Genomic DNA, 24,480 nt, shown 5'->3' with positions numbered 1-24,480 from the left:
TCATGCGGAAAATACGCGGTTTTTTGCCGGCTGTGAAGTTATTTATACCAAGCGTAACTTTTTCTCTATAAACGGATATTTTTTAATTCAGACGGCATTTCCGGCTCGTGCCGCATCATTCTTTGAGCAAACGCCGTTCATAAACCGCCTGCGCCAAAGTGCCGGCATCTATGTATTCAAGCTCGCCGCCCAAAGGAATCCCGCGCGCCAAACGGCTGACCTTATAAGAAAGGTTTTTAAACAGCTCCGACAGCACATAAGCCGTGGCATCGCCTTCTGCGGTGAAATTGGTGGCAATGATGATTTCTTCCACTTCGCTGTTTTGCAGCCGCTCGACCAGTTTGTCTAAAGCGATATGGCTCAAATCCATGCCCTGCGCCGGATTAACCTGCCCCATCAGCACGAAATACAAGCCGTCGTGGCAGTTGGCCGCTTCCATGCCCGACACATCGGCAGGCATGTGCACAATCATCAGGCGGCGCGGGTCGCGTTCGGTATCGGCGCAGATGTCGCACAACTCGCCTTCGCAAAACGTATTGCAGCGGCTGCAGTGATGCACCTGTTTCAACGCGTGTTGTAACGCATCTGCCAATTCCTGCGCACCGTCGCGGCTGTGCTGCAACAATTGGTAAGCCATACGCTGTGCAGACTTGGGGCCGACGTTGGGCAGAATTTTCAAGGCATTGATTAATCGGGTAAAGGCATCGGGATTTTTAGGCATTTCAGACGGCCTGCGAAGTAAATTCAAACAGCTCGGATTATATAGCACTTTAACTTTCAGGCTGACACCTTTGCATCTGCGTATGCGGCGCATTTCGGCGTTGCGTACTGCATCAGTTGGTTTTTTGCAAAGGTTCAGGCGTGCCGCCATAGGTGTAGGAAATTCTAGCGTTGTTTACACTTTCCGTGTTTTGCATGCAGACCCATTTTGGGATTTTTGAGGGTTGTCAAGAATGCCGAAAGGCACGGCGAAGCCGCATCGTTCTTGAGAATACTCAAAAATCACGAAACCATCATTCCTGCAAAAAACAAAAGCTGTTTGGCATAAAAAGTGTAAATAACCCGACCTTTTCCAACACATAAGGCCGTCTGAAAAAATATTTTCAGACGGCCTTATGCTGTATTTGCTAAAACGGAATTTGCATTACATATTATATTAAACCGCCGCATCCGACCGCTCGCCCGTGCGGATGCGGATGGCCTCTTCCACCGGCAGAATAAAAATCTTGCCGTCGCCGATTTTGCCCGAACGCGCGGTTTCGATAATGGTTTCCACCGCCCGCTCCACATCGGCATCGCTCAATACCAACTCCACTTTCACTTTGGGCAGAAAATCAACCGCGTATTCCGCGCCGCGATAGATTTCGGTGTGCCCTTTCTGGCGGCCGAAGCCTTTCACTTCGGTAACGGTCATGCCGGTGATGCCGATTTCGGTTAACGCTTCGCGCACGTCGTCGAGTTTGAACGGCTTGATAATCGCCTCTATTTTTTTCATGTTTTTTCTCGCTGTGAAATGGTTTCAGACGGCCTGTTTTAGCACAAAGCACGGCAAGGTTCAATGGGCTTTTCAGGCCGTCTGAAAAGGGAAATTTAGCCAAGCGGCCGGAGCCGGTTTTGTGTACAATTACGCCCATTTCCAACCGCATGTGTGAGCTAGATTCATGTCTGTCGTATTGCCTTTGCGCGGCGTTACCGCCCTGTCTGATTTCCGTGTCGAAAAACTCCTGCAAAAAGCTGCGGCTGCCGGCCTGCCGAAAGCAGAATTAAGCAGCGAATTTTGGTATTTTGTGAGCAGCGAATCCGCGCTGAACCACGAAACCGCAACGAAATTGCAGGCTTTGTTGGAAGCTGAACGTGTTGAAAAAACACCCGAAGCCGAAAACAGCCTGCATTTGTTTTTAATCACCCCGCGCATCGGCACCATTTCGCCGTGGGCATCGAAAGCCACCGACATCGCGCACAACTGCGGTTTGGGCGAAATCGAACGCATCGAGCGCGGCATGGCGGTGTGGGTGAAAGGCGAACTGAACGCCGAGCAAAAACAGCAATGGGCCGCCCTCTTGCACGACCGCATGACCGAAAGCGTGTTGCCCGATTTTCAGACGGCCTCCCAACTCTTCGCCCACCCCGAAGCGCAAACTTTTGCCACCGTTGACGTTTTAGGCAAAGGCAAAGACGCTTTGATACAAGCCAATAGCGAACTGGGCTTGGCGCTGTCGCCCGACGAAATAGACTATCTGCTGGAAAACTACCAAGCCTTGCAGCGCAACCCCAGCGATGTCGAACTGATGATGTTCGCGCAGGCCAACTCCGAGCACTGCCGCCACAAAATCTTCAATGCCGACTTCATCTTAAACGGCGAAAAACAGCCCAAATCGCTGTTCGGCATGATTCGCGACACCCACAACGCCCACCCCGAAGGCACCATAGTGGCCTATAAAGACAACGCCTCCATTATCGAAGGCGCGAAAATCGAGCGATTCTACCCGCGTGCGGACGAGCAGCAAGGCTACCGCTTCAGCGAGGAAGAAACGCATATTTTGATGAAAGTGGAAACCCACAACCACCCCACCGCCATCGCGCCTTTTGCAGGCGCGGCCACCGGTGCGGGCGGCGAAATCCGCGACGAAGGTGCCACCGGACGCGGCGCGCGCCCGAAAGCGGGTTTGACCGGCTTTACCGTGTCCAACCTCAACATTCCCGATTTCAAACAACCGTGGGAAGGCGGCTACGGCAAGCCCGACCACATCAGCAGCCCGCTCGACATCATGATCGAAGGCCCCATCGGGGGCGCGGCGTTCAACAACGAATTCGGCCGCCCCAACCTTTTGGGCTATTTCCGCACCTTTGAAGAAGAGTTCGAAGGCCAAATGCGCGGCTACCACAAACCGATTATGATTGCCGGCGGCTTGGGCAACATTCAGGCAGGGCAAACCCATAAAGACCAAATCCCCGAGGGCGCATTATTGGTGCAACTCGGCGGCCCCGGCATGCTCATCGGTTTAGGTGGCGGTGCGGCTTCGTCTATGGATACCGGCAGCAACGCCGCCGATTTGGACTTCAACTCGGTACAGCGCGGCAACCCCGAAATCGAACGCCGCGCACAGGAAGTGATTGACCGCTGCTGGCAGTTGGGCGCAGGCAATCCGATTATTGCCATTCACGATGTCGGCGCAGGCGGCTTGTCGAACGCCTTTCCCGAATTGGTCAACGACGCAGGCCGAGGCGCAATATTCAAACTGCGCGACGTACCGTTGGAAGAACACGGCCTAAGCCCGATGCAGATTTGGTGTAATGAGGCGCAAGAGCGTTATGTGTTGTCAATTTTGCCCGAACACTTAGACTTGTTCCGCCAAATCTGCGAGCGCGAACGCTGCCCGTTTGCCGTGGTCGGCACCGCCACCGACGACGGCCATCTGCAAGTGCGCGACGATTTGTACGGCAACAATCCCGTCGATTTGCCGCTGAACGTTTTGCTCGGCAAACCGCCCAAAACCACCCGCAGCGACAACACCGTGAGGCCGTCTGAAAAACCGTTTTCAGGCAGGCATATCGACCTGAAAGAAGCCGCCTACCGCGTGTTGCGCCTGCCCACCGTGGCCGCCAAAAACTTCCTGATTACCATCGGCGACCGCAGCGTTGGCGGCATGACCCACCGCGACCAAATGGTGGGGCGTTACCAAACCCCCGTAGCCGATGCCGCCGTCACCATGATGGGCTTCAACATCCACAAAGGCGAAACCATGGCTATGGGCGAAAAACCGACCGTCGCCCTCTTTAACGCGCCCGCTTCCGGCCGCATGGCCATCGGCGAAACGCTGACCAATCTCGCCGGCGTGAATATCGGCGACATCGGCAACATCAAACTTTCCGCCAACTGGATGGCCGCCTGCGGCAACGCCGGCGAAGACGAAAAACTCTACCGCACCGTCGAAGCCGTGTCGCAGGCCTGTCAGGAACTGGGCATCAGCATTCCCGTGGGCAAAGATTCGCTGTCGATGAAAACCGTGTGGCAAGACAACGGCGCGCAAAAATCGGTAACTTCGCCGTTGAGCCTGATTATTACCGGCTTCGCACCGGTACAGGACGTGCGCAAAACCGTTACGCCCGAATTGAAAAACACTGCAGACAGCGTATTGCTTGCCGTGGATTTGGGCTTCGGCAAAGCGCGCATGGGCGGCTCGGCCTTAAGCCAAGTGTATAACGATATGGCAGGCGAAGCGCCGGATATCGAAGCAGGCCGTCTGAAAGCATTTTACCAAGTGATTCAGCAGCTTGTAGCCGAAAATAAGTTGCTGGCTTATCATGACCGCAGCGACGGCGGCCTGTTTGCTACGTTGGCGGAAATGGCGTTTGCCGGGCGTGTCGGTTTAGATATTGATTTAACTAAGATGCATATGCAATTAGTAGATAGAGAAAAAAGGGATTCTTCTGATGAAGATGCTATTCGCCTATTATTTAATGAAGAACTTGGAGCTGTTTTACAGATTCATCGAGAAGATATCGAATACATCCAATCTATTTTTACTAAACATCAATTACACGAAGCAGTTCAGGAACTTGGTGGACTAAATAGCGAAGATAAAATTCGCATTAATATTTTTAGACGCATGACTGCTGTCAAGCCACGTGATGGAATTTTTAACGAAAGCCGTTTAGAGTTACAACAAACATGGCAGAAAACCGGCTACCAAATCCAACGTCTGCGCGACAACCCCGAATGCGCCGACAGCGAATTTGCCCTGCTGGAAGACAACCAACGCAGCGCGCTGTTTGCCGACCTGAAATTCGACCTTAAAGAAGACATCGCCGCACCGTTTATCGCGAGCGGTGCCAAGCCGAAAATCGCCGTGTTGCGCGAACAAGGCGTGAACGGACAGGTGGAAATGGCCGCCGCCTTTACCCGCGCGGGCTTCGACGCTTACGACGTACACATGAGCGACTTGATGGCCGGCCGCGTGAAACTGGCCGACTTCCACATGCTCGCCGCGTGCGGCGGCTTCAGCTACGGCGACGTATTGGGCGCAGGCGAAGGCTGGGCGAAATCCATCCTGTTCCACCCCGAATTGCGCGACCGGTTCAGCGCCTTCTTCGAGCGCGGCGACACGCTCACTTTGGGCGTGTGCAACGGCTGCCAAATGGTGAGCAACTTGGCGGAAATCATCCCCGGCACGCAAGGCTGGCCGAAGTTCAAACGCAACCAAAGCGAGCAGTTTGAAGCCCGCCTGAGCATGGTCAACGTGCCCAAATCGCCCTCGCTGATTCTGGCCGAAATGCAAGGCAGCAGCCTGCCCGTCGTCGTGAGCCACGGCGAAGGCCGCGCCGATTTCGCCCATATCGGCGGCAAAATTTCAGACGGCCTCAACATCGCCCTGCAATATGTGGACGGCTTGGGCGCAGTTACCCAAACCTACCCGCTCAACCCCAACGGCTCGCCGCTGGGCATCGCAGGCGTAACCAACGCCGACGGCCGCGTTACCATCATGATGCCACACCCCGAGCGCGTGTACCGCACCGCCCAAATGAGCTGGCATCCCGACGATTGGCAAAACAGCGAACTTTCCGGCTGGTACAGAATGTTCGCCGGAGCGCGCAAGGCTTTGGGCTAAGCACAGCAAACAAGGCCGTCTGAAAAGGTTTGTCGTTTGCCCAAGACTTTGGGGACAATTCAAACCATTCAGACGGCCTCAAACTTTAATCGAAAACGGCTTGAGCCTCCTGCAAAACCGCCAAATGTGTTTTGCACAGGTCTCTAACCATGCTCTCCGATGATCAATACCGCATTACTGCCGCCGAACGCAAAAGACGAGCTGGCACCGATTCTGCGCGCTTGCAGCCAACTGCTGCCGTTGTCGGTTAGAGCTATCTTGGGCAAAGCAGGGTCGCGCTCGCCGTCCCACAACTGGGTGGGCAGTTTGCCTTCAGGATTGGTATGGCGGCTGACTATGCCCCACAAGAAAGCCGCTTCCAACGCGCCCGCCGCGCCAAGCGTATGGCCTGTATAGGGCTTAGTGGAAGTGCAAGGGGTATCTGCGCCAAACACCTCTGCCACAGCCATGCTTTCCATGCTGTCGTTATGAAGCGTGCCGGTACCGTGCAAATTAATCCAGCCGATGTCTTGCGCAGCGATTCGGGCATGGCTTAAGGCCGTCTGGAAAGCTTTGATTGCGCCCAATCCGTCGGGGCGGGGGGAAGACATGTGATAAGCATCGCTGCTCGAGCCGTAGCCCAAAAGCGGCAGGCTTTCGCCGAAGCAAGGTTCGCGCGTCATCACAAACACGGCGGCACCCTCTCCGATGTTGATGCCGTTGCGGTTGGCTGAGAACGGTGTTGCCAAACTTTCCGACAATACTTCCAATGATGCAAATCCGTTAACGGTTAAAGGAGAAAGCGTATCCACACCGCCGCATATCACGGCGTCGCACAAACCGGCACGCAGCAAACGGGCGGCACTGATTAACGCTCTCGCACCCGAAGTGCAGGCGGTGGACACAACATAATTCAGATTACGCAGGCCGTATATTTCGGCCACGCATTCGGCCGGCGCGTGCATCAACTGTTGCGCCTGTTTGAACGATACGTCTTGCCAAGCCCCGCCGCGTGCAACATGCTCGAACATGGCGATATTTTCATCTACGCCGCTGGTTGATGTGCCGATAACCACGGCAATACGTTCCCTGCCGAACCGCGAAACCACTTGTTCGATTTGCGGCTCGATTTGTACCAATGCCTGCCAAAGCAGCTGATTGTTTCTGCTGCGGAATGCCTCTGGCAGATGTTCCAGAAACGGTTTCAAACTTTCTTCAACCACACCGAAAGCGTATGTTTTGCCTTTTACCCATTGGTCGGAAAATATCAGCGGAGAGCGGCCGGAGGGGTTGAGCAAGACGTGGATATGGTGCTGCAAACCGCTTCCCAACGCACTGACGAGAGCCGGTGCAGATAGATAAACAGGGGTGTTCATATGATCAATATATTCATCGGATTATTTATTCTTCAATCGGCACAACCGCCCATTTTGTTTGGTCGGGAAAAACGAATTGCCATCCTTTATCTGCCTGCTTAACGCACCACACATCATGCCCGTACTGTTGAAAACATTCGCCATTTTCGGTTTTTCGGCGCACCATTTCAGGATAAGGTGCCGCAGAATTGCCGGATAAAACGGGCAACATGGCCGCAAACAAACGGCGGGCAGGCACGTTCGGCATCACAAAACCGTCGTTGCGCCATCCTTTTTGCGTGAGCACCTGACGCGCCAAAGGTGCACCTAACGCATCGGTTTGCACGAACCGCAGCATGTGTGCATTTTTTTCAACCGCCAACAGGCTGTTTTGAAGCATGTTTCCGTCTGCATCATATTCGGTTAGCCGGAACCATGTGCCCGATTCGGCAGCAATATCCGGCACCACACTCGGCTTCGGCACACCGCCGGTACAAGCGGCAAGTGTGCAAGCAACCAGTACGGCGGCAATGATTTTGTTCATTATGTTCCTACTTAGATGATTTTTTTGGGATGTGGCTGCACAACATAAGGCCAAAAACGCTGCAAACTGCATTCGAGGGTTTTGGTTGTGCAAAGCCTCTCGGCGGATATGGAGTTATCTGCTTTCAGACGGCCTCGTCGAATAAGTGTTTATTCCAAAGCGTCGTTAAGTTTTTGCTCAATCAAATCGGCATCAAAAGCTTTGGCAATCAGCTCGAAACGGCTGTCGCGCCGCCATGAAACCTGGTTTGCGCCCCATTTACCGTCCACCCAGTTGAGCCACACCCATGTGCCCATTACCTGAAACACACCTTTGGCACGCACCAGACCTTCGGTAAATTTCGGCAGATCGTTGAAAAAATTGGTAAGGCGTTCGCCGTCAAAATCTTTACCCGCCGGAAATGTAAAACCTTGCGATTGATAGCCCATGGTATTGTCGGGCAGGGCTTTCAAGCGGTAACGGGATTTTTCCACAACGGGGATTTCCAACCAAGCGATATCCATTTTGGCATTTTCAACCTCTACCACTTTGGCTTTGGGCGGGAACAGCTTGGCGGCTTTTTCGCGAAATTCCGCCAATACTTCGGGCGTGCACAAATCGGTTTTGCTGGCCACCAATACATCGCACACGCCGATCTGGTCTTTATACAAGGCTTGCTGTGCGTAGTTGGGATCGACAAACTGGCGGGGGTCTACCACCGTAAACACAGCGGCGATTTCAAGCTGCTCTTCAAGCGGCTTGACTTTCAATTCGTCAATCACACTGGCGGCATGTGCCAAACCGCTGGCTTCAATCATCAAACGGTCGGGTTGGGCATCGCGCAACATTTTCTGTACGGTAGCACCCAGCTGCGGGCCGGCGGTGCAGCACAAACAGCCGCCTGCAATTTCGGCAACGGGAATACCGTTATCGCTCAACACGGCACCGTCGATGCCGATTTCTCCAAATTCATTGACGATAATGACCCATTTTTCATTCGGGTCTTTTTGTTCCATCAAACTTTTTAACGCTGTCGTTTTACCCGTACCGAGAAAGCCCGAAATCAGGTGGACTTTGGTTTTTTTTACTGACATTTCTTACATACTCCTGTTAATACGACATGCTCTTCTTTTAAAGCAAACCCGCTTGCCGCCACACCGGCCCGCAAAGCCGACCATTCTTTACTGAGGGTTTGCTCGTCAACCGCCCCGCATTCGGTACACACCAGAATAAACGCACTGTGGTGAGCCGCTTCATCATGCTCATGACAATGCGTATTGCAGTCGTGCTGGGCATGGCTGCACAAAACATAGCCGTTTACGGCAGCCACTTTATGCAGCACGCCCTGTTCTGCCCAGAAATCCAACGCCCGATACGCAGTCGGCGGTGCCACTACGCCTTCACTCTGCTGCTGCATTTGCGACAATACGTTATATGCCTTAATCACACCGGTTTGCTGCAAAACGATGTCTAAAACCTGCTCGCGCAGAGCAGTTACCTGCGCCCCTTCTTGTTTGGCTTGGGCGAGAATTTTTTCTTTAATATTAATAGTAGTCATGGCTTTTCAGACGGCCTGTTGCTGATTGAAGAATGCTTATTATAACGGTGTTGCCTTATAGCAAATAAACTTTATTTCTGCTACGGCGCCGCATTGCCTTAGCTCAAAGAGAACGATAGTGTAAGCTGCTAAAGCGGCAACAGAATCGGTTCCGTATTACTCATACTGCCTGCGGCTTGCTGCTTTGTATCAAAAATAAGTTTTTTTGCTATATATATGCGAAAGGCCGTCTGAAAACAGGCTTAGCGGGTTTCGCCAAACGTTTTCAGACGGCCTGTAGGGTTGTTCAAAAGCTGATTACAGCGAACGTGCCACTTCTACGATTTCAAATACTTCCAGCTGGTCGCCTTCCATGATTTCATTGAAGTTTTTCAGCATCAAACCACATTCGTAGCCCATGCGTACTTCTTTGACATCGTCTTTGAAGCGTTTCAGCGAAGCAAGTTCACCTGTATGGATAACCACGTTGTTGCGGATGAGGCGGATATGCGAATCGCGCTTCACAATACCGTCGGTAACCATACAGCCGGCAATATTGCCCACTTTCGACACGCTGATTACCTGACGGATTTCCACCGTACCGATCACTTGCTCTTTCTCTTCCGGCGCCAACATGCCGCTCATGGCCGCTTTCACATCGTCGATGGCATCATAGATGATGTTGTAGTAGCGGATTTCCACATCTTCGCTCTCAGCCAGCTTGCGGGCCGAACCGTCGGCACGCACGTTGAACCCGATAATGAATGCGCCGGATGCAATCGCCAAGTTCACATCAGACTCGGTAATACCACCCACGCCGCTGTGCAGCACGTTGACTTTCACTTCGTCGGTAGACAGTTTTTTCAGGCTGCCCGAAAGTGCTTCGTACGAACCTTGAACGTCGGCCTTGATGATAACCGACAGCGATTGCGCCTGTTCGCCCATGTTGCTGAACATGTTTTCCAGCTTGGCCGCTTGTTGCTTGGCCAAACGCACGTCGCGGAATTTGCCTTGGCGGAACAACGCGATTTCACGGGCTTTTTTCTCGTCTGCCAACACCATAGCATCTTCGCCTGCATTCGGCACATCGGACAAACCGAGGATTTCCACGGGAATCGACGGGCCGGCTTCTTCAATCGGTTTGCCGTTTTCATCGGTCATCGCACGGACTTTACCGAATGCGGTGCCGGCCAACAGCATATCGCCTTTCTTCAGCGTACCGCTTTGTACCAGCAGGGTGGCAACGGCACCGCGGCCTTTGTCCAAACGCGCTTCCACAATAATGCCTTTGGCGGGGGCATCGACGGGAGCGGTCAACTCCAATACTTCGGCTTCCAGCAAAACCGCTTCCAGCAGGGCATCGATGTTCAAACCTTGTTTGGCGGACACATTCACAAACTGGGTATCACCGCCCCACTCGTCCGGCACCACTTCATGTGCCGTCAACTCTTGGCGGATACGCTCTGGATTGGCGGCTTCCTTGTCGATTTTGTTTACGGCCACCACAATCGGCACGCCCGCTGCTTTCGCATGGGCAATCGCCTCGATGGTTTGCGGCATTACACCGTCGTCGGCGGCGACTACCAGAATCACAATGTCGGTGGCTTTGGCACCGCGGGCACGCATCGCGGTAAACGCTTCGTGACCCGGCGTATCCAAGAAGGTAATCACACCGCGCGGGGTTTCCACATGATAAGCGCCGATGTGCTGGGTAATACCGCCCGCTTCGCCTTGCACCACTTTGGCACGGCGGATGTAGTCGAGCAACGAGGTTTTACCGTGGTCAACGTGACCCATTACGGTGACTACCGGCGGACGGGGCAATTGCTCTGCCGTTGCCGCACTTTCGGCATCATCACTCAAGAAGGCTTCAGGATCGTCTGCCGCCGCAGGTTTACCGATATGGCCTAACTCTTCCACCACAATCAAAGCGGTATCTTGGTCGATGGATTGGTTGATGGTCACCATCATGCCCATCTTCATTAAGGCTTTGACTACTTCAACGCCTTTAACCGCCATTTTGTGCGCCAAATCGGCCACTGTAATGGTTTCGGGCACCAACACTTCGTGCACCACCGGCTCGGTCGGTGCTTGGAAAGCGTGCTGGTTCGGTTCCAACTTGAGTTTTTTACCTTTTTTACCGCCGCGTACACGTTCTTCCTGATTGGCGTTTTGATTGCGGCCTTTGCCTTTGTCTTTGCCTCCGCGCGGACGGCTTTCCATCTCGTCTCGGTTGTGGCGGTCTTCTTTCTTGGCTCGCGCAGGTGCGGCAGGCTTGTTTGAAGTAGAAGCCAAAGGTGCTTTTTCGCTTGGTTTGGCGGAACGCTGTTCGGCTGTTTTGCCTTCTTTGGCAGCCTTCGCTTCCTGTTGCGCCTGAAGTTTCACGGCTTCACGGCGGGCTTGGCGTTCCTGCTTTTCTCTCAGCAACGCCTCCTGATGCGCGCGCATGGCGGCGGCACGGCGGGCTTCTTCGTCGCGTTGGGCTTGTTCCTCTGCGCTGACCACCGGTTGGATAACCGCAGGTGCCGCTTGTTTTTTCGGTTCTTTCTGTTTGGCGTGTTTGGCCGGCTTTTCCGTTTTGGCCGTCTGAACAGCTTGTTCGGCTTTTGCTTCGGCTGCCGTTTCTTGACCGGCCGCTTTTTCTTCAACGGCTTTCTCGGCACGCGCCTGAGCGGCTTTCAATTTGGCCGCTTCTTCTTCGGCCTTGGCTTTTTCGGCAGCCGCACGTTCCGCATCTGCTTTGGCGGCCGCTTCGCGCTCTGCCTGAGCAGCGGCTTCGGCTGCTTTGCGCGCTTCTTCCTGCTCTGCCGCCTTAGCTTTGGCTTCGGCAGCCAGCTCGTCGGCAGAAGGCACAATCACTTTACGGCTGCGGCGGCGGGTTTCTACTTGTACGCCGCCGATGGTGCTGACCTCGGCTTTTTTGCGGCTGATGCTGATGGTAGCGCTTTCGCTTCCGTGCGATTTTTTCAGATACGCCAACAACAGCTGCTTGTCGTCAGACGTTATGCTGTCGTTGCCGCTGCTTTTGTTTACTCCGGCACTTTTTAACTGTTTCAATAAATCGTCGACGGGCTTTTTAAGTTCGGCGGCAAATTGTTCTACTGTAGTGTTACTCATACTATTACCCCCTTAGTTTTCTTCGGTGAACCAATGTTCGCGGGCGGCCAAAATCACTTTTTTGGCTTCTTCCTCGCTTACTCCGGTAATTTCAATCAATTCGTCTACCGCCAGTTCAGCCAGATCGTCGCGCGTGGTAATACCGGCCTGCGCCAGATCACGCAACATCTCTTGATCGATACCGTCGAGATTACGCATATCTTCTTCTACATCTTCCAGTTTTTCTTCGGATGCGATGGCCAGAGTCAGAATCGCGTCGCGGGCACGGTTACGCAAGGTTTCTACAATGTTTTCGTCGAAACCTTCGATTTCCAGCAATTCGGCAGCAGGCACATAGGCTACTTCTTCCAAAGTAGCAAAACCTTCCTGCACGAGAATGTCGGCCGTTTCTTCGTCCACATTCAAATGTTCCACAAAAAGATTGCGGATGGCGGCATCTTCAGCGGCGTTGCGTTCTTCGGCTTCGGCAACCGTCATGATGTTCAACTGCCAGCCGGTTAAATCGGCAGCCAAGCGCACGTTTTGACCGCCGCGGCCAATCGCCAATGCCAACTGGTCTTCCGCCACGATAACGTCTACCGCATGTTTGTCTTCATCGATCAAAATGCGCGTTACTTCGGCCGGCGACAATGCGTTAATCACAAATTGGGCGGTTTCAGGCGACCATAACACCACGTCGATACGCTCGCCCGACAGTTCGTTGGTTACGGCATTAACGCGCGAACCGCGCACGCCGATACAGGTACCTTGCGGATCGATACGCTGGTCATTGGCTTTAACGGCAATCTTGGCACGGTGGCCGGGATCGCGGGCGGCTTCTTTGATTTCCAACAAACCGTCTTCGATTTCAGGCACTTCCATAGCAAACAATTTCACTAAGAAATCACGCGAAGTGCGGCTCAAAATCACTTGCTTGCGGCCTGACGCACCGATTTCGTCCACACGCAAAAACAGCGCGCGCACGCGGTCGCCGTTGCGGAAATTCTCGCGCGGAATCATTTGGTCGCGCGGCAGCAAAGCGTCCAATTTGCCGATTTCGATGATGGCACCGTGACGCTCCACACGTTTAACGGTACCCATTACGATATCTTCTTTACGGGCTAAAAATTCTTCCAAAATCTGCTCACGCTCGGCATCACGGATGCGTTGCAGAATAATTTGTTTGGCAGTTTGGGCGGCTTGGCGGCCGAAACCTTCGTTTTCCAACAATTCTTCGTGATATTCACCGATCTGGAGAGTTGTATCGGGAATTTCTTCTTGGATTTCTTCGATGGTTTTTTCTACATCGGGGTAGGTGTAATCTTCGTCCGCCACAATCAACCAACGGCGGAATGTTTTATATTCGCCGGTATCGCGGTCGATCTCTACGCGGACATCCATATTTTCGCGCCCGTTTTTCTTTTTAGCCGCCGTACTGAGTGCAAATTCCAATGCACTGAATACTACTTCGGGATCAACGTTTTTCTCACTAGCCAAGGCTTCCGCCAGCAACAGCATCTCACGACTCATTCATTATTCTCCGTTAGCTCAATATTTTTAAAAATCAAATTCAGGGCGCAGCCGCGCGCGGTCGATATTATCCAGCTCGATATCGGCTGTTTTTCCGTCAAACGCGATACGCACGATGTTGTTTTCGCAGCTCTCGATACGGCCGATGAAGTTTTTTTGCCCGTCTATCGGCAAGCGGGTTTTGATTTTGGCCTGCTGCCCGGCGAAACGCACAAAGTCGGCCGCCTTCTTCAACGGGCGGTCCAAACCGGGGCTGGAAATTTCCAAGCGTTTGTAGTCAACATCTTCTACCATAAACAAACGGCTCAGGTGGTTGCTCACGGTTGCACAGTCTTCTACTGTGATACCGCCTTCTTTGTCGATGAATACGCGCAAATCGCCTTGAGCAGTCAATTCGAAATCTACAAGCTCGTATCCCAAGCCCGGCAGGGTTTTATCGAGAATGGTTTGAATATCCATAACACTCCAAAAACAAAAAAATGGCCGGGTGGCCATTTTTCGTGAAAATTGAAAAATTTACCGATTATAACCCGTTTACTTACAAAAGAAAAGCAAACAAATACTTTCAGTTTGACATTTTCTTGAAATAAACGGGTTGAAAGCTATGCTCCCAAATGTAGAGACAGTTTAAGACCATGCGCCCGTACCTTATCAAACAACAAACCTGCAGATAAGGTTAAAGCTTATACGATATAAACAACCGGGTTTTCAGACGGCCTCAAACCGGCAACCAAGCATCTATGGCGGCTTTCAGGCGTGTTAAACCTTCTTGTCTGTCTTCTTCGCTTAACAGCAGGCTGGGAGCGAGGCGGACAACATTGCTGCCGGCCACCAAAACCATTAAACCGTGCCTGAGGGCTTGCTGCATCAGTTCGCCCGCCCTGCCGGCATATTGGTCGGCCAATACGCAACCGATTAACAGGCCGATACCGCGCACTTCTTTAAAAACACCTGTTTCCCTGCCTAAAGCGGCCAATTCTTTTTGCAGTTTCAGGCCGTTATCTGTAACTTGTTGCAATGTTTGAGGAGTATGGATCACATCAAAAGCACGATTGGCTACGGCACAGGCCAGCGGGTTGCCGCCGAAAGTGGTGCCATGAGTACCGGGGCCGAAGCTGGGAGCGATGGCGTCGGTGGTCAGCATGGCACCGATGGGAAAGCCGCTGCCGAGTGCTTTGGCGCTGGTCAGAATATCGGGCACAACATCGTAATGCTGGTAGGCAAACAATTTGCCGGTGCGCCCCATACCGGTTTGCACTTCGTCAAAAATCAGCAAGGCATTGTGCACATCACAGGCTTGACGGGCGGCTTGTAAAAAAGCTTGTTCGGCAGGCAGCACACCGCTTTCGCCTTGTATCGGTTCGATAATGACGGCACAGGTTTTATCGGAAATCGCTGCCGCCAAAGCTTCGGCATCATTAAAAGGAACGTGGGTGATGGCCGGCGGCAGAGGTGCGAAATCTTGACTGTATTTGGGTTGGCCGCCCACCGATACGGTAAACAATGTGCGTCCGTGAAAAGCATTGACGCATGCAATGATCTCGTTTTTTTCGCCGCCGAAATGGTCGCGGGCATATTTGCGTGCCAATTTTAATGCGGCTTCATTGGCTTCCGCGCCAGAATTACACAAAAATACTTTATCGGCAAAGGTGTGTTCGGTTAGTTTTCGGGCAAGTTGTTGCGCGGGTACGGTGGTGTAGATATTGGAAATATGCCACAGCTTTTCGGCCTGCTCTTTAAGGGCTTCGATTAAGGCCGGATGGCAATGCCCGAGTGCGTTTACGGCGATTCCGCCTGCCAAATCAATGTATTCGCGCCCTTCGGTATCCCATACGCGGCTGCCTGCCGCACGCTCGGGAATAACCGGCGCAAATGCAAAATTGGGGGTTAGGTAGTTCTGCATGATTGATGTTCTTTCCAAATAAATTGTTCAGACGGCCTGAGACCTTTTCAAAATCTCCCGATATGAGTGCAGTTTAAGGTACAGCAACGCAACGGATGCAGACATATCGAATATAGTTATAGGCAGGCAGCATACAAGGCAAAGCTGCACTGCAGACGGCGGCAACGGTTTCGGCCTGAAGTTTTCGGTTTTCTTTACGGATGCCTATTTTAATCGCAAACCTCGGGATCGGGTAAACCCCCGCTATTCGGTATTAACGGCCGCGCTTGAGCGGTGTTTATGTATCATTTCCCTTAAGGCGCTGCGGCGGCGTTCGTTAAGCATACAGGCCGTCTGAAAAACAGCTTGGCTGCCCCAAAACACAAAACGCTCGCGGGCACGGGTAATGGCGGTGTAGAGCAAGGCTTTGTTCAAACCGTGCTGCGCTCCGCCTGTTTCCGCAAGCGCGGGCGGCAACAGCCATACCTCGCGGTATTCCGAACCTTGGCTTTTATGTACGGTTATGGCAAAGGCGGTTTCGTATGCAGGCAGGCGGCTGAGGGCTGTTTTGCGGAAACCTTCTGCCGCCGGAAAATAAGCTGCCAAAACGTCTTTCTGTTCTTGATCGGGCAGAATCAGTGCGATATCGCCGTTAAACACATCTAAGGCATAATCGTTGCTCGAAACCATAATCACTTGCCCTGCAAACCACGGTGCATCGGCTCTGGCACGGCCGTGGCGTTGCAGACAGCGGCGGTATTCTCCGTTGAATGCTTCGGCATCGTCGCGTCTGGCAGCCAGCACAACTGCATCGGCCTGATATTGGAATGCGGCAGCCACGTCGCCTTCGTCAACCGCCTGCCAATATCGTGCATGACGTTGATACAGTATTTCTGCCTGCTGTTTTCCGCTGCCGCTTCGCACCTCCAACTCTTGAGGAAAGCGGCCGAACTGCGCCCATGCTTCGGCTGCATCGTCCGATGCCACCGCACGCGCCAAACACCCTATGCCGCTGTTGCTGCCGAAACGGTGGCTAATCTGCAAACGCGCTATGTTTTCTGCCAAGGGCGGCGGGCCGTCTGAAACGGCAAAACCGTGTTGCGGCAACATGGTTTCGAGTTCTCTGGCCGTATCGGCGGCCAATACGGTCGGCTGCGCCAGCTCCGACAATACGGCTCCCGCCCCTACCGAAGGCAGTTGGTTCTCATCACCCAAAAGCACCACCCTGCAACCCGAAGGCACGGCTTGCAGAAGTTGCAGCAGCAAGGCAAGGTCAAGCATAGAAGCTTCGTCTATCACTAAAATATCCAGCGGCAACGGCTGTTCGCGATGAAACAGCGGCTGCATTTGCGGCGGACGCAGCTTCAACAGGCGGTGTACGGTTTGGCCTTCCAGTTGCAGCAGATGATTGCGCACATTTTCGGGCAGAGCAAATGTTTGCACGGCACGGTGCAAAGCGCGCGACATGTGCGCGGCGGCTTTGCCCGTAGGCGCGGCCAAGGCGATGCGCGGCAGTTTGCCCGCATGGCTGCACAACAAACCGAGCAGTTTCGCCACCGTTGTGGTTTTGCCCGTACCCGGCCCGCCGCTGATCAGCATAAACGGTTTCAACAAAGCCAACGCCGCCGCATCACGCTGGCCTTCGCTTCCTTTTTGTGCGAACCATTCCGCCAGATTCTGACCCGCCTGCAACCAATCTACGGGCGGCACGGCCGCATCGGCGAGGCGGAGTATTTCTGCCGCCAAATCCCGTTCAAATTGCCACATCCGCCCTAAAAAAAGCTTTTTACCTGCCAAAATCAACGGCGTATCACCGCTGCCGCCGACAACATCTGCGGCCTGCCGAACCATCTGCACTTCGTCGTCTTCCAGCCAAATAAAAGCATGCCCTTCCTGCAACGCGGCAAACAGGCGGCGCACATAAGGCTCGGCCAATGCCGCATCTTCAGGAGCATGGCGTTGCAGCATGGCAACCGCCGCATCGGCGGCGGCATGGTTCAAATCGTTATCAGGCAGAGAAGGCATAAGCAGCTACATTCGATAGTGAGAAAAACGCATATGTTTTCAGACGGCCTCAGCCTGTTGCGGCAGTAATCAACAGGTCTTGCCGAAAACAGCGTTTATTCTACAAAAAACAATAAAGGCCGTCTGAAAAATATCTTTTCAGACGGCCGGCTTCTTCAAAAACGCTCGGATTACAACACCGCCAATGCGGCTTCATAATTCGGTTCGCGGGCAATTTCGCCAACCAGTTCGCTGTGCAAAACTTGATTGTTTTCGTCCAATACCACTACCGAACGGGCGGTTAAACCCTTCAACGCGCTGCTTTCCAATGCCACGCCGTAATCTTGCGCAAATCCGCTGCGGAATGTAGAAAGCATGGCTACGTTTTCGATACCTTCGGCACCGCAGAAGCGTTTTTGTGCAAAAGGCAGATCGGCAGACACACACAACACAACCGTATTGTCGAGATCGGCGGCTTTTTCGTTAAACGTACGCACCGATTGGGCGCACACACCTGTATCTACGCTGGGGAAAATATTCAAAATCTTGCGTTTACCCGAAAAATCAGCCAGCGTTTTCTCAGACAAATCCCCCGCAGTCAGTTGGAAATCAGGGGCGGACTGGCCTTTTTGCGGAAAAGAACCGCCTACTTCGACAGGGTTGCCTTGCAGGGTAACTTGAGCCATAACATCTCCTTAATCATCAAAAAATTATCAAACGGTTTATGCCTTGCACGGCGGCAAAGCGGAAGGGTAAATCGATACCTCGGTTTGGGTAAGGGCAAACAGCGTTTCCAGCTGCTGCTGCGCCTGAGTTTGGGCATGGGCCAATATATCGGCTTTGCATGCACCGGCCAATACTTGTTTTTTCGCCTGCTCCTGAACGCTTTGGAACACGCTTTTATCTATCGGATGCAGGCCGAGCGAACCGGTTTTGATGTCGTACACTTCAATATTGTCGAGACCGACACTCAGAATTTCTACCGGCGGCAGGCTGATAATCACTTTGTTGTCCACTACATGAACATTTTCCGCATCCAGCTTATTTAAATCCAAACCCGCCAACACCTTGCCTTGAGCGATAAACAGGCCGGTTTGCGAATCTTGCCACAAAGCATACCAATTGCCTTTTTTCTCGGTTTTAATAATGGTGTCGATATGGAACGCAGTACTTTCCAAACGGTTGAGATTTTGAATACGCGTCAACACACTTTCGCGCGTAAGCACTTGGTGGCTCGGCTCTTGAACACGGTTTTGCCAAACATACCAAGCCGCTCCTGCGGCAGCCAACAGAAGAAATACGGTAAACAACAAACGTAAAAGTGTTTTCATGTTTTACAGTTTCAATCAACGTGGCAACAGATATGATGTTTTTTACCGGAATTTCAATAGCTGCATTTTTCAGGAAAGGAAAGGCCGTCTGAAAACAGGGTTTCAGACGGCCTTTAACTATACGGTATTCTTATGCGGCATGCCGGGCTTCATAACGGGAAAACACATTAAACTGCTTGTTTTCTGCCGAACAATGCCTCGTGTTTGCTGCGCAGCTCTTCCGCGTCCGGTTCGAAAGAAAGTTCCTGCAAAGCACGTTTCAAGGCTTTTTCAGACACTCTCGCAGCTGCTTGGGAAACGCCGGTTTCCGGAGCATTACGCCAGATGCCTGCCAAGACTTTCTGCATCACCACGCCCACTTCCAAAATACCCGCGCCGTCGCGTGCAATCGGATAGAAGGCTTCTTCCACCCATTTGCCGCAATCTTCGGGCTTGATGGATAAACGGTCGTATCGACCTTCTTCGCCGGACGCTTCTTCAGACGGCTGCTTGGTCAACACCTTCATCATGCCCGTCATTACATTGATGGCCGTGCCCGGATCGTTAACCGCTGGAGACAAGGCACGCTGGGCGACTTCGCTCAATACCACGAAACCCCAGCTCGGGTCGAAATCATAGCCTCGCGCACTTCCGAACACGAAGCATTTCAACAAGTCTTCGTTATCCGTTTCTCCGCCTTCTACCAACAGCAGCGGGGTATCATGCGCCACCAGTTCGCCGGGGCGCACCAAAATATGGATGCGCACATCGGAATCTTCCGCCCTGCTTTGCAGCGAAGCCATGTCGATATGGGTCAGGTAGCCGCTGTGGCCTGCCTGCACCATCCGCGCCCGGTTGCTGCACGAGCCGCGCCAGCCCGCGCCCATATTCGGATCGGCACGGTATTTGTCGAGCGATTCTTCTGCCGCCTTCAAAATTTTGTTGACCGTATGGGCCATGCCGCCCAATTGGGAAATGGTATGCACCCAGCGGATCAGGGTTACGATCAGATATGCCAATACCAATACGGTACTCACAAACAAAACGAAACGCCCGTTTTGCCCGTAAAACTCCATACCCAATGCGGTTTTGGCAATGATGGCGTAGATGAAGGCAGAAATAAAACTGGCGATGGCCGTGCGCGTGTTGTCGTCGCTCATCACCAACTCGGTAGCGCGCGGTGTGGCACCGTTGGCGGCAGAAGAGAAGGCCGACACCATAATCGACAACGAGAATGTACTCACTGCCAGCATACTCGAAGCAATCACTTCAAGCAGGCTTTCCAATGTCGACAAACTGATTTGGGGGAGCAGATTGGCGGGTAACCAAATGGTGGCCAAACGCGCGCCAAACGCAAATAAAACGGCCACCAACGCCCATAAAGCGGGCGTTACCCACAAGCGGTTGCTCGGTTTTTTTAGTGCTAAAAGCCAACGGTACATCATAATTTGATTTTCCTCTTGTTTTGCTGTTTCTGCGCATAACAGATAAAACTGTTATACATCATTAGGTTATAACAAAGTTTTTTTACGGAGAAGGCCGTCTGAAAACGCCTGTTACACGGCAAAGTGTTTATCGAGCAGCGATTCGATAGCGTTTTTTACTTCTTCGGGGCTTTTACTGCTGTCCACCAACGCATAACGCTCGGGCGCGGCGGCTGCGCGGTTCAGATAAACATCGCGCACACGGGTAAAAAATGCCGCTTCTTCCTGCTCGAAACGGTCTTTCTCGCGGCTTTTGGCGATGCGCTGCATAGATATTTCCAGAGGCACATCGAGCAACACTGTTAAATCGGGGCGCAAACTGCCCTGCACCCAATTTTCCAGCACTGCAATGTCTTCCAACGGCACGCCGCGGCCGCCGCCCTGATAAGCAAACGTCGCATCGGTAAAGCGGTCGGACACCACATGCACGCCGCGCGCCAATGCGGGCAAAATCACATCTTCAATATGCTGGCAGCGGGCGGCAAACATCAGCAGCGTTTCGGTACGCAAGCCGGCTTTCGTTGCCGGATTCAGCAGAATGTCGCGCAACGTTTCCCCCACCGGCGTGCCGCCCGGTTCGCGGGTAAACAAAACAGGCAGGTTTCGGCGTTCAAACCATTGCCTGATAACGGCCAAATTCGTAGATTTGCCCGCACCGTCGATACCGTCGAGAGTAATAAACTGTGCTTGAATCATTTTATGTAAAGTGTTCCATTATTTCAGACCGCCTTCAATAGCGGTTAAGAGGCCGTCTGAACGCTCAAACGTCGCATTATAACGCCAAGGCCGCCCGAAAGCGTTTTCAGACGGCCTGTTTTCCAACAAAAAAGCCAATTCGGTTGATAGCGGTTGCCGTTTACCGTTTGAGAATGTATTTGCGCACCGCCGCGTTATGCTCTTCCAAAGTATGGCTGAACTGGCTCAAGCCCGTATTATCCATTTTAGAAACAAAATACAGATATTTCGCCGACGACGGATGAGCGGCAGCCTCAAGCGCGGCCTTGCCCGGCAAAGCAATCGGCGTGGGCGTTAAACCGGCCCGGGTGTAAGTGTTGTAAGGCGTATCGCGTTGCAGATCGGCTTTGCGGATGCGGCCTTTATATGCGCTGCCCATACCGTAAATCACGGTAGGGTCGGTTTGCAGACGCATACCGATGGCCAAACGGTTAACGAACACGGCGGCAACATGGCGGCGGTCGGCTTCGTGAGCGGTTTCCTTTTCAATCAGGCTCGCCATAATCAGCAGCTCATACGGATTTTTATACGGCAACCCGCTCTGGCGCTCGTCCCAAGCCGCCTGCAAATGCCGCTGCATCGTGCGGTAGGCGGTTTTATAAATCTGAAGGTCGCTGCTGCCCGCGTCGATTTCGTAGCTGTCAGGGAAAAACAGCCCTTCGGGATTACTGCTCAATGCGTTGGGATCAATCGTTTGCAGCAGTTTTTCATTGCTCCAACCGCGCGTTTCGTGCGCAATATCTTCTGTGCCGTTAATGATGCCGCGCATCTGTGAAAAACGCATACCTTCGACAATACGCACCGTAACCGAATCGGGCCGGCCGCCGCGCAGTCGTTGCAGAATCTGCCATGCGGATACTTTTTTGGGCAAACGGTACGCACCTGTGCGCAGCCGGTTGTGTACGCCCAGCAGATAAGCCGTTCCCAACAAAACATGGCGGCTGTAAATCACCCCGTCGTCGGCCAACTTACGGCTCACCGAAGCAATACCCTGGTTTTTCTCTACTTTTACGCGATAAGGTTTATCGTTGGTTTTCGGCGCAAACAGCAATGCCGACCATACCGCAACCAATAAAACAAAAAGGCACGCAAGCCATTTAAACAATTTTTTCAACATGGTAGGATTCGTTCTATTAAAGTTCGGGCTAAAGTTCGGGCGACAGTATAAAACCTTTATCGTCAATCAACACATTATTTAATACAAAGCAGCACGCCGCAGAAAAAGCTAAGTTGGCCGACTATCAAACAAAGCCGCTTACACTGCACATACTCTACATTAAAAAATTATCGCCCAAAAGCGCAGACAGGCACGTTATTTTCCGATAAAAGGCCGTCTGAACCCACCAACCGTTTCAGACGGCCTGCCAAACCGGGCCGTTACAAACAGACAGAAAAGAAAACCATCATGGAACACAACTGGCAGCAAGGCTGGTGGCAGCCCGCAAAGCGGATCGATTCGCCCAATTTTTCACCGCGGCCCGACGGAGAAGCCGTTTCATTGGCCGTATTGCACAATATTTCCCTGCCCCCGTTCGAATACGGAAACGGCGCGGTGGAAAAACTGTTTACCAACCGCATCAACCCCGATGACCATCCCTTTTTCAGCGTGATTCACGAATTGCGCGTTTCCAGCCACTTTTTCATCACCCGCACCGGCGAAACCGTACAATTCGTTTCCTGCGACGACATGGCCTACCACGCCGGCGTGTCGTCTTTCCGCGGGCGCGAAAAATGCAATACCTTCTCCATCGGCATCGAGATGGAAGGCTGTGATTTCGAACCGTTTACCGAAGCCCAATACCAATCTCTCAACCGGCTTCTGCAAGCCCTCCGCGACCGCTATCCCATCGAGGCCGTTACCGGTCATCAGGATATCGCACCAAATAGAAAAAGTGACCCCGGTCATTTTTTCAACTGGGCTAAAATACATGAAATCGGCATAGAAATTGCCCGCATTTGAATTCATCGGCAGATTTCAGACGGCCTTAAGCCGTCTTAAGCTGTAATATAGCCCAAATTTAGCTATAATCCCGGCATAATGCACCGTTCAACCAATTAAACACGGGTTTTCAGACTTATGAGTGAAACAATTCTGATTATTGTCGTTTTAGGCTTGGCCATCATTCTCGCCATCATCGCCTACAACATGTACCAAGAAAACCAGTACCGCCAGCAGGTACGCCGCCAATTCGGCCATTCCGACAAAGATGCGCTGATGGGCAGCAAAACCGATTTTGTGCGCGACGGCAAATCGCAAGACCAAACCGGCGTGCCCTTGCGCCCCATCCGCCAAAAAGACATTTCCACTCCCGCGTTCGAACCTAAAGACGACTTGTTTGCCGCCAAAGTTTCACAAGCCGCCGCCAACAAACCCGATGTGGAAATCGAGTACGAAGACGACTTCAAAGAAAGCGTTATCGAACCGGAAACAAAAGAAGCCGATGCCGCCTACGATTTCAAACGCGTGGCCGCACCCGTTTATTCCCAAACCAAACTTCACGGCAAACGCAAACTGCTGCTCGACCTGCATGACCTCCCCAAACTCGAGCTGCCGTGGTTCGACCCGCGTTTCGACTACATGGCCTATATTTCCCTGAGCGAACCGCAAGAGCTGCACACCATTCCCCGCCTCTCCAGCCGCCACCGCTTCCAAATCGCCGGCTGCACCATGGACGACCGCTTCCAGATCGCCGAGCCGATTCCCAGCGTGTATTACCAAGGCTTTATCATCGGCCTGCAATCCATCAGCCGCAGCGGCCTGGCCACCACTCAGGAACTTGAACATTTCGGCGAGCAGGTTAACCAGTTTGCCGAGAAAATGAACGGCGGCCTGCTGCTCACCGATGTGGAAACCTTCCTTAACGTCGCCCGCCCGCTCGACGAACTGTGCGCCCGCGTCGATCAAACCATTGCCATGCACTTGGTTTCGCGCGGCACCGTCAGCGGCGTGGAACTGCGCTCTGCCGTAGAACAATTGGGCTTTGAACTGGGCGTGGACGGCGCGTTCCACTTCCCCGACGAAAAAGGCGAGCCGCTGTTCACCATCGTTACCCTCGACAATTCGCCCTTTACTTCCAGCCTGCTCGACAGCCAAGCCTACCGCGGCTTCAGCATGCTGTTCGACATTCCGCATGTGCCTGCGGGCGAGAAACAGTTCAACCGCTTCATGGATCTTGCCGTGAAACTTTCCAGCAACTTGGGCTTGGATTTGGTGAATGACAAACTGGAAGAGCTGTCAACCCAATGGCTGAAAGATGTCCGCACTTATGTGTTGGCACGTCAGGACGAAATGAAAAAAGTCGGCATCGAACCTGCGGGCGAACTTTCCAAACGCTTGTTTTCTTAACCTGAAGGCACAACGACCCAAGCGCACTTAAAAAAGAAAAAAGCCGTCTGAAAACTTTTCAGACGGCTTTTTTTATATAATACGGCCTAT

19 protein-coding genes are annotated in these 24,480 nt (G+C 52.8%); 3 read left to right on the top strand and 16 right to left on the bottom strand.

From position 1 onward, the window contains the following. Positions 1 to 115: 115 nt before the first annotated feature. Positions 116 to 721 (bottom strand): recombination mediator RecR, encoded by a 606-nt coding sequence (gene recR, locus LVJ88_RS04680; RefSeq protein ID WP_085417782.1) that lies wholly within the window; start codon positions 719 to 721, stop codon positions 116 to 118. A gap of 435 nt (positions 722 to 1,156) precedes the next feature. Then, entirely contained in the window at positions 1,157 to 1,495 is a 339-nt protein-coding gene (locus LVJ88_RS04675) for a P-II family nitrogen regulator (RefSeq protein WP_054598602.1), read from the bottom strand. A gap of 166 nt (positions 1,496 to 1,661) precedes the next feature. On the opposite strand from LVJ88_RS04675, the gene purL reads away from it, so the two are divergent. After that, on the top strand, positions 1,662 to 5,609 hold the full coding sequence (gene purL / locus LVJ88_RS04670; protein WP_085417769.1) for a phosphoribosylformylglycinamidine synthase: 3,948 nt from the start codon (positions 1,662 to 1,664) through the stop codon (positions 5,607 to 5,609). 143 nt (positions 5,610 to 5,752) lie between these two features. Here the strand turns inward: purL and LVJ88_RS04665 are convergent, their stop codons facing one another. The 14 genes from LVJ88_RS04665 to mltG form a co-directional block, all read right to left on the bottom strand. Next, a complete protein-coding gene (locus LVJ88_RS04665; RefSeq protein WP_085417768.1) occupies positions 5,753 to 6,964 on the bottom strand; it encodes a beta-ketoacyl-ACP synthase in 1,212 nt (403 codons plus the stop codon). A gap of 25 nt (positions 6,965 to 6,989) precedes the next feature. Further along, entirely contained in the window at positions 6,990 to 7,487 is a 498-nt protein-coding gene (locus LVJ88_RS04660) for a hypothetical protein (RefSeq protein ID WP_085417767.1), read from the bottom strand. 149 nt (positions 7,488 to 7,636) lie between these two features. Further along, positions 7,637 to 8,560, bottom strand: a complete 924-nt coding sequence (locus LVJ88_RS04655; RefSeq protein WP_054598598.1) for a CobW family GTP-binding protein — start codon at positions 8,558 to 8,560, stop codon at positions 7,637 to 7,639. Further along, positions 8,551 to 9,024 carry a Fur family transcriptional regulator gene (locus LVJ88_RS04650; RefSeq protein ID WP_244694184.1) on the bottom strand — a complete coding sequence of 158 codons (474 nt, stop codon included), beginning with the start codon at positions 9,022 to 9,024 and terminating at the stop codon, positions 8,551 to 8,553. Before LVJ88_RS04650 ends, LVJ88_RS04655 begins: the two co-directional genes overlap by 10 nt. Positions 9,025 to 9,321: 297 nt before the next feature. Then, on the bottom strand, positions 9,322 to 12,120 hold the full coding sequence (gene infB / locus LVJ88_RS04645; RefSeq protein ID WP_085417766.1) for a translation initiation factor IF-2: 2,799 nt from the start codon (positions 12,118 to 12,120) through the stop codon (positions 9,322 to 9,324). Between the two features lie 12 nt (positions 12,121 to 12,132). Next, on the bottom strand, positions 12,133 to 13,629 hold the full coding sequence (gene nusA, locus LVJ88_RS04640) for a transcription termination factor NusA (RefSeq protein ID WP_085356883.1): 1,497 nt from the start codon (positions 13,627 to 13,629) through the stop codon (positions 12,133 to 12,135). Positions 13,630 to 13,656: 27 nt separating this feature from the next. Next, entirely contained in the window at positions 13,657 to 14,088 is a 432-nt protein-coding gene (gene rimP / locus LVJ88_RS04635; protein WP_054598594.1) for a ribosome maturation factor RimP, read from the bottom strand. 259 nt (positions 14,089 to 14,347) lie between these two features. Continuing rightward, positions 14,348 to 15,532 (bottom strand): acetylornithine/succinyldiaminopimelate transaminase, encoded by a 1,185-nt coding sequence (locus LVJ88_RS04630; RefSeq protein WP_085417765.1) that lies wholly within the window; start codon positions 15,530 to 15,532, stop codon positions 14,348 to 14,350. Positions 15,533 to 15,775: 243 nt separating this feature from the next. Further along, a complete protein-coding gene (gene recD / locus LVJ88_RS04625; protein ID WP_085417764.1) occupies positions 15,776 to 17,536 on the bottom strand; it encodes an exodeoxyribonuclease V subunit alpha in 1,761 nt (586 codons plus the stop codon). 170 nt (positions 17,537 to 17,706) lie between these two features. Beyond that, on the bottom strand, positions 17,707 to 18,201 hold the full coding sequence (tpx, locus tag LVJ88_RS04620) for a thiol peroxidase (RefSeq protein ID WP_054598592.1): 495 nt from the start codon (positions 18,199 to 18,201) through the stop codon (positions 17,707 to 17,709). Between the two features lie 36 nt (positions 18,202 to 18,237). Next, positions 18,238 to 18,846, bottom strand: a complete 609-nt coding sequence (locus LVJ88_RS04615) for a DUF4230 domain-containing protein (RefSeq protein WP_085417763.1) — start codon at positions 18,844 to 18,846, stop codon at positions 18,238 to 18,240. A gap of 167 nt (positions 18,847 to 19,013) precedes the next feature. Next, a complete protein-coding gene (locus LVJ88_RS04610) occupies positions 19,014 to 20,270 on the bottom strand; it encodes a DUF2254 domain-containing protein (RefSeq protein ID WP_085417762.1) in 1,257 nt (418 codons plus the stop codon). A 111-nt stretch (positions 20,271 to 20,381) separates the two neighbouring features. Continuing rightward, positions 20,382 to 21,002: a dTMP kinase gene (gene tmk, locus LVJ88_RS04605; protein WP_054598690.1), complete on the bottom strand. Its 621-nt coding sequence runs from the start codon at positions 21,000 to 21,002 to the stop codon at positions 20,382 to 20,384. Positions 21,003 to 21,165: 163 nt separating this feature from the next. Next, entirely contained in the window at positions 21,166 to 22,161 is a 996-nt protein-coding gene (mltG, locus tag LVJ88_RS04600) for an endolytic transglycosylase MltG (RefSeq protein WP_085358185.1), read from the bottom strand. A gap of 288 nt (positions 22,162 to 22,449) precedes the next feature. On the opposite strand from mltG, the gene ampD reads away from it, so the two are divergent. After that, a complete protein-coding gene (gene ampD / locus LVJ88_RS04595; RefSeq protein ID WP_085417761.1) occupies positions 22,450 to 23,004 on the top strand; it encodes a 1,6-anhydro-N-acetylmuramyl-L-alanine amidase AmpD in 555 nt (184 codons plus the stop codon). A 117-nt stretch (positions 23,005 to 23,121) separates the two neighbouring features. Further along, the gene (locus LVJ88_RS04590) at positions 23,122 to 24,390 is read left to right on the top strand and encodes a cell division protein ZipA C-terminal FtsZ-binding domain-containing protein (protein ID WP_054598588.1); all 1,269 of its coding nucleotides are present in this window, start codon (positions 23,122 to 23,124) and stop codon (positions 24,388 to 24,390) included. The last annotated feature ends 90 nt before the right edge of the window (positions 24,391 to 24,480 follow it).

Source organism: Neisseria dumasiana (assembly GCF_022870885.1).
Taxonomy (GTDB): domain Bacteria; phylum Pseudomonadota; class Gammaproteobacteria; order Burkholderiales; family Neisseriaceae; genus Neisseria; species Neisseria dumasiana.
Note: the sequence above shows the minus strand (reverse complement) of the source record. Positions and strands in the feature narration are given on the sequence as shown.